Here is a 14,781-nt window from a genome sequence, read left to right on the forward strand (position 1 = left end):
AGCCTGGGCCGCCCAACTAGCCCATCTTGGCGCTCAACTGGGCTGCCATCGTGCAGGGATGGATGGCGCCGCCGCGCTAGTTGCGCCGCGTGCGCGCTCGCCCTTGTGTGCGCTGCCGAACAGACCCCTGCTGGAGACGCGCCTAGGGTGGAGGCTCCGACGGATCCACCGGCAGGAAGGGCAGCACCATGTACGGCTTCACGACGACCTTGACCGACACCAGCTTCGAGCAGGCACTGGCTCGGACGGTTGATGCGCTCAAAAGCGAAGGCTTCGGGGTCTTGAGCGAGATCGATGTTCAGGCCGCGCTGCAAGACAAGCTCGGCCTGGCGATGCGGCCTTACCGCATCCTCGGCGCTTGCAAACCCACTTTGGCTCACCAGGCCCTGCAGGCGGCGCCGGACATCGGCCTGCTGCTGCCCTGCAATGTGATCGTGCGTGAAGCCTCACCGGGCCAAATCGTGGTGGGCTTTTTAGATCCGCAAATCATGGTGCGCCTCGTTGGCAGCATGGTCGGCCCCGAATTGCAGGCCGTCGCAGACGCGGCCGAACAGCATTTACGCAGCGCCTGCGCCCGGTTGTCCGGCAGCACGACCGCCGTTTCAACGGTGTGATGCCGCCGCTGCTCCTGGCCCTCAGTGCGCTGGCCCTGGGCTGGATTCTGCAGCCCTTTTACGGCGCCATCCTGTGGGCGCTGATCATTGCCATCTTGTTCGCGCCGCTTTATCGGTGGCTGCTGCCACGCGTGCAGCGGCGCCGCAATGTGGCGGCAGGCCTAGTCATGCTGCTGGTGCTGGTGGCGGGGGTTTTGCCCTTCGCGGTGGTGACCGCGTCACTGGGGCGCGAAGCGTCAATCGTGTATCAGCACATCGCCACCGGCGAATGGAATCCTGCCCTCTACCTGCGTACGCAGTTCGATGCGCTGCCCGACTGGGTCACAGCACTCCTGCAGCATGCCGGTGTGGCGGACTTCAACAAGCTGCTGCAGCAACTCACCAACGCCTTGGCGCAGGGCAGTCAGTTCATTGCCGGACAAGCCTTTGGCATCGGGCTTGACACCTTTGGCTTTGTCGCCAGCCTGGGCGTGGCCCTGTATCTGGCTTTTTTCCTGCTGCGCGACGGGGTCGAGTTGGCACGCATTGCCGTGCTGGCGCTGCCGGTGCCGCCGCAATTCAAACAGGAATTGCTGGCTAAGTTCATGGCCGTGGTGCGCGCCACGGTCAAGGGCAGCCTGCTCATTGCCGGCATTCAGGGCATCTTGGGTGGCCTTGCCTTCTGGTTCTTGGGGGTCAAGGGTGCGCTGCTATGGGCGGTGGTGATGGCGTTCTTGTCGCTGCTGCCGATGATCGGTGCTGGCCTGGTTTGGGTGCCGGTGGCCGCGTATTTTTTGCTCAGCGGGCAGATCTGGCAGAGCCTGGCGCTGCTGGCCTACGGCAGCTTGGTGATCGGGCTGGTTGACAACCTACTGCGGCCGGTACTGGTCGGCAAAGATGCTGGCCTGCCGGACTATGTGGTGATGATCACGACCTTGGGTGGCATGGCGGTGTTCGGTCTCAACGGCTTCATCATCGGCCCCACCATCGCGGCGCTGTTCATTGCGGTTTGGCATCTGGCGCTGGCTGCGCCGCCTTCGTTGGCTTCAGCGGCCCCAGCGGCCCCAGCGGCTGCGCCGAGCGGGCCGACAGGCATTCCCCGCGAGGGCTAGGCGCCATGCGTACCGCATAAGCAAGCCGGTGAATCCAAGCGAACGACCAGCATGACTGCCTTGCACTTGTTGAGCATTATCTGCACCGCGCTGCTGCTTCAAGTGGCCGCGGGGTTGGGCGTGGTGTTGTGGCGCAGGCGTGCCTTGTTAGCCGAGCCGGAGCCGGAGCCGCAGCGAGTCGATGCCCCGCAGGGCTTGTGGGCCGCCGGCGCCTGGCCAGGGTGGCGTGAGTTCCGCGTGACGCGCCGGCAATTTGAGGACGAGGCCAAGACGCAATGCTCTTTTCATCTGCAGCCCTTGGATGGCGCGCCACTGCCTGCCTTCAGGCCAGGCCAGTACCTGAGCTTTGCGCTGCAACTGGCGCGGCCAGCCGATGTGGCTGCTGGCGCTGCGGTTGGGGCTGCCGCTGAGGCTGCAACGGGGGCCGAATTTCGGCTGACCCGTTGCTACTCGCTGTCCGATCGCCCCGACCCGGCCGAGTACCGCATCACCGTCAAGCGCGTGCCGCCGCCGCTCGGTCAAGAGACACTGCCGCCAGGCCTGTCCTCCACGCATTTTCATGATGATGTGCAGGTCGGTGCGGTGCTGCAGGTCAAGGCGCCGGCGGGGCACTTCTACATCGACCCCGATGCCATGGTGCCAGCCATTCTGATCGCCGGCGGCATTGGCATCACGCCCATGATGAGCATGCTGCGCTGGTGTGTGGCGCAGCAGCCCGAGCGAATGGTCCTGCTCTTCTACGGCGTGCGCAGCAGCGCCGACCATGCTTTCAAGCAGACGCTGGAGGCGCTGGCCCAGGCGCACCCGGCCTTCAAGCTCCATGTGGTTTACAGCAGGCCTGAGCCTGATGACGAACTCGGCCGGGACTATCAGCACCGCGGCTATATCGACATGCCGCTCTTGCGCATGCACCTGCCGCCGGGCCGAAACCAGTTCTACGTCTGCGGGCCACCGCCGATGATGAAAAGCCTGGTGCCGGCGCTGCGCGAATGGGGTGTTAGCAAGGAGGATCTCCATTTCGAAGCATTCGGTCCAGCCTCCATGCGGCCTGTTTTGCCGATGACGAATGAGCCCTTGTCGGCAGCGTCGGTCGCCTTGGACATCAAGTTCACTCGTTCCGGCCGCAGCCTGCTCTGGGATGGCGGGGACGCCAATCTGCTGGACTTTGCCGAGCGCCATGGCGTGGCGGTGGACTCAGGTTGCCGCTCGGGCAGCTGCGGCACTTGCGCCACCAAACTTCTTGCTGGCACGGTGGACTATGCCGAGCTGCCTGATTACGACATCGCCCCAGGGGCTTGCCTGCTGTGCGTGGGCAAACCGGCCTCGGCCTTGGTGCTGGAGGCCTGAGCGCCATGCAAGCGCGCCTGTTCAGCCGCGAAGTCTTGCCCTTCTTCCTGTCGCTGCTTGCCTTGGGGGCGCTGGCCTTGCTGTGCGATGCCGCGCTGCATTTGCTCAATGCCGTTTGGATTGGGCGCTGGCTTGGTATTCCGGGCACGCTGCTGATCCTGGCCTCACTGGTCTATTCGCTGCGCAAGCGCAAAGTGATTCTTTGGGGCCAGCCGGCCAAGTTGCTGCGCTGGCATGAGTTCATGGCTTGGGCGGGCTCATTGCTGGTCTTGGTTCATGCTGGCATCCACTTCAATGCCATCCTGGCCTGGCTGGCCGTTTGGGCGATGTTGATCAATGTGGCCAGCGGTTTGAGCGGCAAGTATTTGCTCGAACGCTCGCGCCGCCGCCTTGAAGCCGCGCGGCAGCAGATGCGTGCGGAGGGCCTCAGTGCCGAACAACTGGCCGAGCGCAGCTACTGGGACAGCCTGACCTTTGACGCCGTCAAGCAATGGCGCGCGGTGCATTTCCCCATCACCCTGGCGTTTGCCGTGTTGGCGCTGGCCCATATCGTGGCGGTGTTTCTCTTTTGGGGCTGGAAGTGAAGCGCCGCTGGCTGTGGTGGGTGATCGCTGCCAACTTGCTGGCTTTGCTGGTGTTGGCCTTTGTCTACCCGCATCTGATGCTTGGCCCCGGCCCGCTTGTGCCCGCGCATGCCGAGCTGAGCACCGATTGCTTTGCCTGCCATGCGCCTTTGCTCGGCGTCAGCGCCGATCGCTGCATGGCCTGCCATGCGCTCGCCGACATCGGCCTGCGTACCAGCAAGGGGGTGGCGATCAAGGCCGTGTCAGTAGCCGCAGCAGCGAACGTCTCGGCGAGCGCATCAGCACCCAGCTCAGGCCGGATCAAGTTGGCCTTTCACCAGGAGTTGGCGGTGCAAAACTGTGTCGCCTGTCATAGCGATCATGCCGGGCCAAAGCTGGTGCAGCTTAGCCACAAACCTTTCTCGCACGACATGCTGCGCCCCCAGACCCAAGAGCGCTGCGAGAGCTGTCACCAAGCGCCGGGCGACCCGCTGCATCGCCAAGGCGAGGGCAGCTGCAGCCAGTGCCACCGCTCGCAGGGGTGGAAGCCCGCCACCTTTGATCACGACAAGCTGTTTCGACTTGACGCCGACCACAATGCGAGCTGCAAGACCTGTCACAGCAATGGCGACTATCGCCGCTACACCTGTTTTGGCTGCCACGAACATACTCCGGCCAATACACGGGCCGAGCACGAGGAAGAAGGGATTCAGGATCTGGACAACTGCGTGCGCTGCCACCGCAGCGCGGACGGTGAAGTCAGCATGGGCGGCGAGCGCCAACAAGGCAGCTCGTCGAGGCGGGGCCGGGAAGGGGACTGAGTTCGTGTTTGGTGGTTCTTGCTCGCTGACAGACGCCGCGGCCAACGGGAGGCATCCTCAAAATTGAGGACAAACTGGGAAAGACACCGTCAAGCGCTGTCTTTATCGCTGTCTACAGTCGCGCCTAAGCGCCAGGCCCGACGTACCGATCGGGCCGGCCACATCAAGGATGCGGATGAGCGGCCTCGAAAAGAACAGGGATGGGGGTGAAGGCTTTTTCGCCCATTGCTTGCAGCATGGGTTCAAGGGCGGCTTGGCGGCCTTGTTGATGACGGCGCTCACCGTGCTGCTCCATGCCTTTCATTGGGACGCCATCCATCAAATCGATTACCGGGTGACTTCTGCCGTGCTGGTGCGAACGCACGGATTGAGCGGTGCGGTCTTCAGCCGAGAAATGCCGACGGTGGCTGAGACCTCGGAGCAGCCCTTGTCGGTGCAATTGATCGAGCTTGGCGCCCATGCGCGCATGCAGGCATTTGAAGCCGCCAAGCCGGACGTCGCGACGGTCGAACGCCTGCAGGGCGCGCGCCCGCTGGACCGCTCGGGCCAGATCGCGATGTTGAACGCGTTGGCCGACAACCTGGCGCAAGCCCACCTTGCTGCGACGACGCAGCAGGCGCGCCGTGCGCTGCCTCAAGTGCTGGCCATCGACTTTGACCTGGCGCCGCTCCCCGGCGAGCCTGTCGACCAAGCCAGCGAGGTGCTGAAGCGCCTTCGCAAGCTCATCAATGTGGTGGTGATCACCCTGCCGCATGGCGAAAGCAAAGCCGACAAAGACAGGGTGGCAGGCTTCATGAGCGGCCCGGCGAATTGCAGCCTCACGGTCCCGACGGGTGACGGTCAATATGGCCTCTACGTCGCTTCACCGCTGGTGCACCGCCGCCAAGCCGAGGGGCCGCTGAGCTTTGCGACCGAGGAGAAACACCGCCCATCGGGCGAGCCACCCATCTGGTTCCCGGCGCTGGGCACGCTGAGCCATGCGCTGTGGCAGCCTGGTGATGCCAGCAATGCTGGCAATGCCGAGCACAAAGCCAAGGCCTGCGCTTTGACCATGGCCTGCCGCCAAGCCAGAGGCCAACTGACCGCGGGCAGCTGCCCTACACCGGTCGCTGAGGAGAAAAAGGCCGATGCGGACAAGTGGGAAGCCCGCTACTACAACTGGCCTCTGCTGCAGAGCGAGCGCTTGGTCTTCAGCCCTGTCGAGTCCGATCGGCGAGTGCTGCAAAAAGGCTGGGATGATCCGGCTGCGGTTCGCAATGATGTTGTGACGCAGCTTCGCACCATGGCGCTGACGGCGCCGATTCTGCTGCTCTCGGTCGATGGCGGTGCTGGCTACGACCAGTTGCCGACGCCTGCGGCTTTGCCCGCACCGATCAACGGCGCCACCTTTCATGCCTTGCAGGCCATGAGCCTAGACAGGCCACTGCGTGATGACGGGGGATATGCCTGGCTGGGCGCCGCCTTTGACCTTTTTATCGGCCTCGTCTTCGTGCTGCTGGTGACGCCAGCCATGGTCTTGCTGCACCGCCTCAAGCCAGGCTGGCCGCAGCTCTGGATGGTGCTGAGTGCGCTAACGCCCATGCTGCTCGGTGCTTTGCTGTTCTGGGCCAGTCTCTACCTAGCAGCCGGTGTGATGCTGCACTGCTCTTTCTGGTTCAACCCGATCTATGTCTTGATCGGGCTCTTGCTGCATACCTATGTCGAAGGTTGGAGCGAGGCTGCGCATTCATCCGCGCATGCGGCTGAGCATGGGCGCGAGCACCATGCCCACGGCGCGCATCGATCCCACAACAAGGATCAACGCGAGCTCCGCCTGCACCGCGCCCGGCGTTCTGATCGAATTCTGGCTTGGGCGCTCTACCTGCTGATCGTGCTGGCCGGCTTCTTCAATCTATTGTTGAAAATCAAGTGAGGGAATCCGCTATGAACATCCCGCCAAGCCCTTGCCAACGTACTCGGGCAGTCAGTCACGGCGCTGCTTCGATGACGCTGATGGCCATGCTTCTGATGGGCCTGACTGGCTTGGCCAAGGCATCATCCGGCATCGACGTCTCCGGCCATTGCATGCTGGTTTGCAGTGAGCGTGAGGCAAGCTGTCTTGTTTCGACGGCCAGCTCAAGCAGCACGCCGGTGCCAGCGAAAAAGTGGACGCCTTTTGCCGATTGCAACAAGATCGAAGCCAAGCTGGGGAAAGTGGAGCTGGGCTATCTGCACAAAGGCCGCTGGCTGCGCCTCACTTTGCAGGGCAAGGCGCAAGCCCAGTTCGACGCCAAACCACCGGACAAGCCCTGCGCCATCATCACCAACGAGTGCGTGCAAAAGCAAGCCATGGCCAAGACGGCGGCGGTAGGGGGGCATGGCATCGACAGCCGCGCCGCACTGCCAGGCGGTGAAGGCGAACCCTGCACTTTGGGTCTGCCCTGCGGCGCCGTGCTGCCGGCCGAGCAGCCTCGTGAGGTTCGTTTGAGCAATGCCGGCCTGCAGGCGCGACAGCTGCAACTGCGCATCGCCCGCGGCCAGGCACGTCCGCCTTATGCGGCGCAGCAAAGTTTGAGCGTCAGCGAAGGCCGGCTGCAAATGCCGGGCAATGCCTTGCAAGCTGGCTCGGTCTATGAATACAGCTTGCTGGACGGCGCCGGCCAGGTGTTGGCGCGCGGCGAGTTTTCCACCGTTTCCGGCAAGAGCGCCCAGCAGCTGCAGCAGCTGGCCAAGCAGCGCAGCGCCCAGGGGCAAGACCCGGCACTGGCCTGGTACGACGCGCTGGTGGACAACGAGCTGTGGTGGGATGCCCTGCTGCTCGAACAAGGGAGTGCACCATGAAAACATCGTCATTCACCGCGCTACTCGCGGGCAGTGTGTTTTTGCTGGCGGCCGAAGCGGCCCAGGCTCAGCTGTCTGATCTCTTCAAGATGCTGGCACCGACCTCGGCAGGCGTGATACGGCAAGCCGACACCGCAGCCAGTGGACCCGGCGCTGCGGGGCCTGCGGCCCTTGCTGCCCCTGGCCAGGCCCCGGCCATGCGCGGCAAGAAGAGCGCGGCCGAAATCGCCGCCGAGTTGGCCCCCGACCGCCAGTGCCAAAAGGTGCAAGAGAAGTTTGACATCAGCGAGAAGTTGATGGATTACGGCGGCACCGAGGCCAGCCTGCGCCTGCAAGCCTTGGTGGACAGCGACTTCAAGTATTCCGACCTGAGCGATGACGACCGCCGCATGCTGCGCTATCTGGCCCAGACCACGGTCTGGGTGCCGGCCAGCGTGGAGCAGCGCCTGGGCTCCCTGGCAGACGAGTTGAGTGGCCGGCCGCCGGAGTTGAAGGATTTGCAGCGCCTGGCGCTGGATGAGTTGCAACAGCAGTCGCAAAAGTTCCGCCAGCTGACGCAGGACTTCCCGGGCGAGGTGGGGATTCGCGTCAACCCGGAGTTGGCTGACGGCGCCTTTGCCAAGTTTGGCGGCCGCATTCAAATCTCAACCAGCATGCTGAACCTCATGTCCGAGAACACCTTGGGCGCCGAGTTCGTGCTGGCCCATGAAATGGCCCATATCTACAAGCGTCATGCGCTCAAGCATCTGCAGTTCTCGCTGCTGTCCAGCAAGGATGGCTGGGAGCTGGGCAAGAAGTTGCTGGCGCGGGCCCAGCGCGGCGCTAGCTTTGATCCGCTGCGCGACGGCATGTTTGCCGCCTTCACCATCCCGCAGCTGCTCAGTTATGTGCGCGGCATGCAGCTGCACTTCAATGGTGAGCAAGAGCTGGAGGCCGATGCCTGCGCCGCGCAATGGCTGCGTCTGGCCGCCGTCGACCCCAGCTCGGCCTGGGACTCCTTCCGCAGCGCCTTTGCCACCGGCGGCTATGACGCCGAGCACCCGGCCACCGAGGAGCGCGCCAAGAACTTCGCGCGCCGGCTTGTGTTTGAACCCACGGCCGCCGGGCCGAAGTCGGCTGAAGGCGATAAGGGCAAGACCGGCAAGGCTGGCCGGACCGGCAAAGCTGTTGCGGCCAGCCCAGCGGACGCCAAGGCCCAGTCTGAGGGCAAGAAGGCAGGGCGCTGATTGGCTTTGGCACGCGGCACCCCACCCGCGACCCTGCCGGGCCGCTGCAAGCCCTAGCCCTGCTCGGCTGGGCGGGCAGGGCGCTTGGCCCGAGCCTTGGCGCCCAGCAAGACCAAGGCGCCAAGCCCCAAGAGCGCCGCGGTGCTCGGCTCCGGCACCGCGGAGATGGTGATGGTCTCGTAGCTCACTTCAAGCCCGTAGTTGCCGAAGCGGCCTATCGTCCACTGGTAGGAGGCCATGTCTTCAAAGCCGTACTTGCCCACCGCATCAAGAATATTGAGCGAGTGCAAGGTGGTGTCGACGCTGAAGGTGCGGCCGAATTCGAGCTCATGCGCGGGCTCTAAGCCAGGGATGCGCAGAGCCAGAGGCACCCGGTCATCGGTGCCCAGAGACAGGAAGAATCCGTCGACCCCTGGGTCGTTGTCGCGCAGCACGAAAAAGGCGTCGCCTGAGCCAGCTTGAGGAATTTCCAGCTTCATATGGACGCCGGCGATATTGAGGTCAAAGGATTTCAGGTCGATGCGATAGCCTCGGGTGGGAAAGCTCGCGCTGTTGAGGAAATTGTCTGAATCCACAATGAAGCTCATGACCGCCCGGTCACCGGTGCCGACGCCACTGAGCCCGCCCTGGACTGCGTTGTATTCAACGCTGCCGCCCAACTCAACTCGAACGCTGGCGGCCATGGCCGGCGCGCTCACGGCAGCGGCCAGTAGGCCGGCAAAAATCAGCTTGGAGATTTGACTCATATGCTCGCTTCCCTTCAGTGATACCGCAGTGGGAACATCCCAACACGGGCACAGGCGATGCTAGGCAAGGCCAGGGATGTGGGCTAGTGCGGCGGCGACCAAAGCAGGGAAATCCTGCCTACCCACGGCGGGGGGGGGGGGGGGCTGTTCAACGGACGGTGCGGGAAGTCACCTTGGTAAAAAGGGCGCCAGCAAAGCAGGCATCAGCCAGGGCTCAAACTCTGCTGACCAGTAGCCCCAAGGTGCGTGCACGCGTCACCACATGTCGGCGTGAGCCCGCCTCGAGTTTGGCGAACATGCCTTTCAAGCGCCATTTGATGGTTTCAGCGCTGACGCCCAAGGACTGGGCGATTTCCTTGTTCGAATAATTGCGCGCCAGCAAATGCAGCACGGCCTGTTCCTTGCTGGTCAACAGCTCGCCGTGCTGAGGCAGCCTGGAGGCTAGCGGGGGTGTGGAGGATATGGGGGAAGAAAGGAATGGCGTGCTTTCAGGCGTCCCGTCAGCGAAGGAGCTGGCGCTGCCGGCGTCCAAGGTCTGATAGCTCAGCAACTGCACCAGCGCGCGCGGATCCTTGGCTTTGACGGCGCATTCCTCTTGATCAGCCAGCCGCGCCATGCGCGAGTAGGAATAGGCTTGCGCCATCTGATCGGCCTCGGCCCAGGCGTCGGCCAGATAGTCCAGCAAGGCCGGTGGCGGCCTCCAACCCTTGATGTCCATGCCTTGATTCAGGGCACATTGCGCGTAATGAATGGTGGCGGTGGGGGCGCTCATCTCGGGTGGCGGGGGCAGCGGCTGCTTGCTGCGGCGGTGCACTTCAGCCAGCGCTTCGTTGATGTCGACCGTCAGTGCCGCGTAGTCATGCTGGGCCACCAGGGATTGCGCCTCTTGCACCGCGGCCAAGGCCTCGCTGATGCGCCCGACCGTGGCCAGGCTGCGCGCCTGCCGCGCCGAAGCCAGCGCCAGATTGATGTCTGAGTGCCATTGGCGGTACAGACCCATGGCCTCCTTCATCACCTCGATTGAGTCCAGCGGCCGCTCCACATCGAACAAGGTGTAGGCCAACTCGCTGCAAGCAAAGGCGGTGGCCAGGCCAGCCGGGGCCACCCGCAGTTGCAGCAGCGCTTGGTTGAGTGCCTGCAGGCTCTCCTGCCCCCGGCCTAGCAAGCGCAAGAGCCTGCCGACCTGGGTCTGCGTCATGCCGATCAGCAGGGGCCAGCCGGTGTGGCGTGCGCGCTCGGCGGCGGCTTCAAAACAATGCGAGGCCTGTTCCAACTCACCGAGTGCTAGCTTGCAGTTGCTGGCATTCATGCTGAGGATGCAGTAGAACCTGATGATCCCCATGTCCAGGCAGGTCCGCGCCGCTTGGGTGAACAGGGCGGCGGCCTCGGCCGGCTGGCGCATGCACAAGGCGTAGGCCCGCGAGGCCGCCTGCAGGGCTTGGCTGATGGCGTCGGTTTGCGTCGCTAGGTTTGCCGCAGTGGCGTCATCGGCTGCACCTGGCATGGGCTCTGCGGGCCGCTCGTCCGTTTTGGCCGGCCCGCTTTGGGTGACGCCACGCTCGCAGCTGAGCAAGCCAAGCGCCAAGCCCCTGCGTTGCGGATCGCTGGCAGTGGCGTAATAGGACAGCGCGCGCTCCAGGGCCAGCATTTCGCGCTCGCGCTGGCCCAAGGCTTTGGCCAGCCCGGCCTCGGCCAAGCAGGCGTCACCGGCGGCGATGTGATCAGTTGCAGGGTTAAAAGCTTCCCGCGCGGTATCCAGCCAGGTTTGCGCGGCGTCCAGCTCGCAGTGCAGCGTGGCCACTTCGCATTCGGTCAGGGCTAACCAAAGCAGCAGGACTTGCCTGTCTGGGCTTGGCAAGGGCTGCTGAGACAAGTGCTGCTTCAGGTCCGCCAGCAGAGCGAGCGCGCGCTGGCTGTCACGCTGGCGCAGCTGCCAGGCCAGGGCCAATAAAGCTTGCGGGCGCGCGGCGGCAGTGGCGCTGGCCACAGCCAATTCCAGGCTCAGGAGTTCTTGTTCGCTCACCAAGTACTTCATGGCTTGAGTCTAGGCGGACTTGGCCGCTCAAACGCCCCGGCGAGCCACCCCAAACACCCCGTGTGAACCCTGCGTTACTCGGGTTTTGCCTCCCCTCAATTCAGGGGTGCGAACCATTGCCGCCAGGGTTTCCCTGGGCTGCGCCCCCCTCATCCACCCGCGGCGGGGGGGGATGAGGCGGGGTCGAGTCGATAAGGTTGACCTTGTCGCGAACAAAAACGCTTCCACTACTGGAGTCACACCCGATGAAACTCTTTGCTCCCTATTCCAAGACGCCAAGGCGCGGCCTGTTGGCTGGGCTGCTGGCCTTGGGCGCAGCGAGCCTGGCGCCCCAGGCCCAGGCCATGCAGTTGCCCACGCAAAACCTCAGCCAGATGATTGCCAAGTCCGACGTGATCGTCAGTGGCGAGGTGACCTCGGTCAAAGACGGCATTCAGGACGGCGTGCCCTACACCGAGGTCACGCTCAAGGTCACCGGCAGTGCCAAGCAAGACCTGGCCCTCAAGAGCAACTACACCTTCCGCCAATTCGGTCTTCTGAAAGCTCGCAAGCTGGATGACGGCCGCTACCTGCTGCCGGCCAAGATCGAAGGCATGCCCTCTTGGCGTGTGGGTGAGCGCGTCATGACCTTCATGAACAAGCCCTCCAGCAAAACCGGTCTCACGACCCCGGTCGGCCTGACCCAAGGCAAGCTCAGCATCAATGGTGGCAAGGCTGCCAATAGCTTCAACAACGTCGGCCTGTTCGAAGGCGTTCAGGTCTCCAAGCGCGAGCTGCTGCGCGCCCCTGAGACCAGCATGCTGAGCACGACCTCGGGCGCTGTGGATGTGAATGTGCTGCAGGGCTTGGTCAGCCGTGCGGTGAAGAACAACTGGATTGGCACGGGAGAGATGCGCTGATGAACAAGAACTTCAAACGCTGTGCGCTTGCCAGCTGCGTCCTGGCCCTGGTGGGCAGCGCCCAAGCGGCCGGTCCCCTCTTTCTCAACAACAACCCGGCGAATCTGCAGCCGCTGCGCTGGGATACCACGCAAGGCCCGATCAAGGTCTACACCGACATCGGCGCCTTCAGCCTCAAGAACGACGGCACGGTCTTCTTGAGCGAAGCGCAGGCCAATAAGATCACCGCCTTCGGCCTGAAGCAGTGGAGCTCGGTCGCCACATCCACTTGGCGCGCCGAGACCGACCCGGCCAAGTTCATCCCCTTCAGCAAGGTGCCGAGCATTGGGCAAGACGTCAAGGACGGCGCCACGGCCAGCCTGGTCTACGGCCAATACAACGAAGGTGGCTTCTATGTGATCTATGACGTGGACGGCCGCGTGCTGGAGGAATACTTCGGCGCGCCGCGCGACCAGGTGCTGGGCATTGCCATGCCCGAGATCGCCGAAGACCGCGACGGTGACGGCTTCCCCGAGACCATCGTCAAGGCCACGGCGGTGATGAATGGCTGGATGGTCGATCATGAAGCGCCGCCAGCCGGGCAGCGCAGCCAGCCGCCGGCTGACGTGAACGGCACGCGCTACGCCGGCATCTTCACGCATGAATTCGGCCACGCGATCAATTTGTCGCACTCGCAGACCAATGGCCAACTCGCCTACTTCAGCGAGCCCGGCTTCGGCCGCGACCTCTATCCCGGCGTGCCCGGTTGCGTGGCGCCGGTTCACCACTGGTTGCGCGGCCCCGTCGCCAGCCACATTGATCCCAAGCACATCGAGACGATGTTCCCCTACATCGACTCGCACAGCGTGGCCAAGGGTCGCTCAGCCGGCTATGAGATGAGCACGGTGGACCGCGCCGACGACATCGCCAGCATCTCCAATCTCTACCCCACGGCGGACTACCTCAGCAAGACCGGCTCGATCGCTGGCACCCTGGTGCTCAAGGACGGCCAGACAGGCTTCAGCGGCATCAACATCATTGCGCGCAACGTCAAGGACCCGCTGGGTGACGCGATCTCGGTGATGTCCGGTGACCAGACCCAAGGGCAGATTGGCCCCGATGGGCGCTTCCGCATCAACAATCTGAAACCGGGCGAGAGCTATCAGCTCTACACCGAAGAGATCAACCGCGGCGGTTACCCGACCCAGCCCACCATGCTGATGTCGCAGGCCGAGTATTGGAACGAGGGCGAGTCGAACGACGTCCTAGCCGATAAGCCTTGTGTGGCCAGCGCCATCAAGGCCGAAGCCGGTGTCACCAAGACCGCCAAACTCATCTTCAACGGCAGTACCGAGGGCGTGCAATACAGCTTTCTGACGGCCGGCTACTTGACTAGCTTGTCGGACGACGGCCTGCGCGCTGGTGGCATGGTGGGCTTTGATACGCCCTTTGTGTGGGACGTCAAGACCGGCCCACGCTTGCTGCCGCAGGAGCTGGATCTGCTTTCCTCGGCCATGAGCAACATCACGGGTGATGGCCGCTTCATGATGGTGGAAGCCAACTTCGACGGCCAGATTCAAGTGGACCCCGATGGCCAGCCCTTCACGCTCAAGCAGATGGCGCTGTGGGACTACGACACCAATGCCTTGAAGCCGCTGGGTGCTTTGAGCAACCGCTGCGACAGCTGGGGTGGTCACATCAGCAGCTATGGCTGGGGCATGAACCGCAAGGGCACGGCCGCCGTCGGCTTCAGCACTTATGAAAATGCTGATGGCAGCTGCGGTGACTTTGACCCGCAACTCGGCACGCTGAGCGTGGCGCCGTATTTGTGGACCGCGAAGAAGGGTGGCCGCCCGCTGCGCCTGGATGGCTTGAATATGGAGTGGATGCCCTGGATCCGCGCCGCTGGTGTGTCCGGTGATGGCGGCGTCGTGGTGGGTCAAGGCAATGGCACGAATGCCTATGCCTGGGTCAAGGAAGGCGCTCCGATCGATCTGACGCCTCTGACCGGTGCCTATGCGGCGGATCTGGTCAGCAACGATGGCTTGCGGGTGCCCCTGGCCACCGAGAAGGGCGTGCTGATCTGGAACCCCACCATGGGGACCGAACCCAGCGCTTTCCGCAGCATCAGCTCGCCCAAGTACTGCATCGACTTCCCCTTCAGCAGTTGGGACGGCATTGACCACTGCAAGGTCGAAGGCCCGGCCTGGGTCGAAGCCAACTTCGGCGTGCCTGAGCAGCAACTCAACGGCATCACCGACGACGGCCGCGTCATCATCGCCCGCATCGGCAGCTTCTTCAGCAGCATTGCCGGCTTTATGTGGGTGGAAGACATCGGCTGGCTCGGTCTGAACGAGTTCTTCCGCAAGCAAGGCGTGGTCGAGGCCGAGAAGTACGGCATGGAGAACCCATTGAGCATCAACGGCCCGGGTAACACCTTGGTCGGCGGTGTGACCGGCCTGCAGATGACCTGGTATGTCGACATGAAGAAGGTCTATGTCTGTGACGGCGGCAGCACGAGCTTGGTGGCCTTCCCCGCGCAGGCCGCCGCCAAGGTCAAGGCGGGTGCCCGCCTGGGCCGCTGCGAACTTCTCTGATCCCCGGACTAGCTAAGTCCTAGTGAGCAAAGCTCGGCGATTT

At 63.7% G+C, this 14,781-nt stretch carries 12 protein-coding genes; 10 read left to right on the forward strand and 2 right to left on the reverse strand.

Features of this window, described 5'->3' with window-relative positions; all coding sequences use genetic code 11:
• Window positions 1-188: 188 nt before the first annotated feature.
• The 8 genes from AABB87_RS07920 to AABB87_RS07955 all read left to right on the forward strand — a co-directional run bounded on the left by AABB87_RS07920 (window position 189) and on the right by AABB87_RS07955 (window position 8,482).
• Window positions 189-614: a DUF302 domain-containing protein gene (locus AABB87_RS07920; protein ID WP_341970733.1), complete on the forward strand. Its 426-nt coding sequence runs from the start codon at window positions 189-191 to the stop codon at window positions 612-614.
• Window positions 614-1,705 carry an AI-2E family transporter gene (locus AABB87_RS07925; RefSeq protein WP_341970734.1) on the forward strand — a complete coding sequence of 364 codons (1,092 nt, stop codon included), beginning with the start codon at window positions 614-616 and terminating at the stop codon, window positions 1,703-1,705. Before AABB87_RS07920 ends, AABB87_RS07925 begins: the two co-directional genes overlap by 1 nt.
• Window positions 1,706-1,756: 51 nt before the next feature.
• On the forward strand, window positions 1,757-3,052 hold the full coding sequence (locus AABB87_RS07930) for a 2Fe-2S iron-sulfur cluster-binding protein (RefSeq protein WP_341970735.1): 1,296 nt from the start codon (window positions 1,757-1,759) through the stop codon (window positions 3,050-3,052).
• A gap of 5 nt (window positions 3,053-3,057) precedes the next feature.
• A complete protein-coding gene (locus AABB87_RS07935; protein ID WP_341970736.1) occupies window positions 3,058-3,636 on the forward strand; it encodes a hypothetical protein in 579 nt (192 codons plus the stop codon).
• A 50-nt stretch (window positions 3,637-3,686) separates the two neighbouring features.
• The gene (locus tag AABB87_RS07940; protein WP_341970959.1) at window positions 3,687-4,436 is read left to right on the forward strand and encodes a class III cytochrome C family protein; all 750 of its coding nucleotides are present in this window, start codon (window positions 3,687-3,689) and stop codon (window positions 4,434-4,436) included.
• Between the two features lie 175 nt (window positions 4,437-4,611).
• Window positions 4,612-6,348 (forward strand): hypothetical protein, encoded by a 1,737-nt coding sequence (locus AABB87_RS07945; protein WP_341970737.1) that lies wholly within the window; start codon window positions 4,612-4,614, stop codon window positions 6,346-6,348.
• An 80-nt stretch (window positions 6,349-6,428) separates the two neighbouring features.
• A complete protein-coding gene (locus AABB87_RS07950; protein ID WP_341970738.1) occupies window positions 6,429-7,256 on the forward strand; it encodes a hypothetical protein in 828 nt (275 codons plus the stop codon).
• Window positions 7,253-8,482: a M48 family metalloprotease gene (locus AABB87_RS07955; RefSeq protein WP_341970739.1), complete on the forward strand. Its 1,230-nt coding sequence runs from the start codon at window positions 7,253-7,255 to the stop codon at window positions 8,480-8,482. Before AABB87_RS07950 ends, AABB87_RS07955 begins: the two co-directional genes overlap by 4 nt.
• Before the next feature lie 53 nt (window positions 8,483-8,535).
• On the opposite strand, the gene AABB87_RS07960 is transcribed toward AABB87_RS07955, so the two are convergent.
• Window positions 8,536-9,228: a PEP-CTERM sorting domain-containing protein gene (locus AABB87_RS07960; RefSeq protein WP_341970740.1), complete on the reverse strand. Its 693-nt coding sequence runs from the start codon at window positions 9,226-9,228 to the stop codon at window positions 8,536-8,538.
• A 214-nt stretch (window positions 9,229-9,442) separates the two neighbouring features.
• Entirely contained in the window at window positions 9,443-11,263 is a 1,821-nt protein-coding gene (locus tag AABB87_RS07965) for a response regulator transcription factor (protein ID WP_341970741.1), read from the reverse strand.
• 245 nt (window positions 11,264-11,508) lie between these two features.
• On the opposite strand from AABB87_RS07965, the gene AABB87_RS07970 reads away from it, so the two are divergent.
• Window positions 11,509-12,162: a hypothetical protein gene (locus AABB87_RS07970; RefSeq protein ID WP_341970742.1), complete on the forward strand. Its 654-nt coding sequence runs from the start codon at window positions 11,509-11,511 to the stop codon at window positions 12,160-12,162.
• Complete coding sequence (locus AABB87_RS07975) at window positions 12,162-14,738, forward strand: hypothetical protein (protein WP_341970743.1); 2,577 nt, start codon at window positions 12,162-12,164, stop codon at window positions 14,736-14,738. Before AABB87_RS07970 ends, AABB87_RS07975 begins: the two co-directional genes overlap by 1 nt.
• Window positions 14,739-14,781 lie beyond the last annotated feature (43 nt).

Origin of the sequence: Roseateles sp. PN1 (genome assembly GCF_038419725.1) — a bacterium.
Classification (GTDB): domain Bacteria; phylum Pseudomonadota; class Gammaproteobacteria; order Burkholderiales; family Burkholderiaceae_C; genus Paucibacter_A.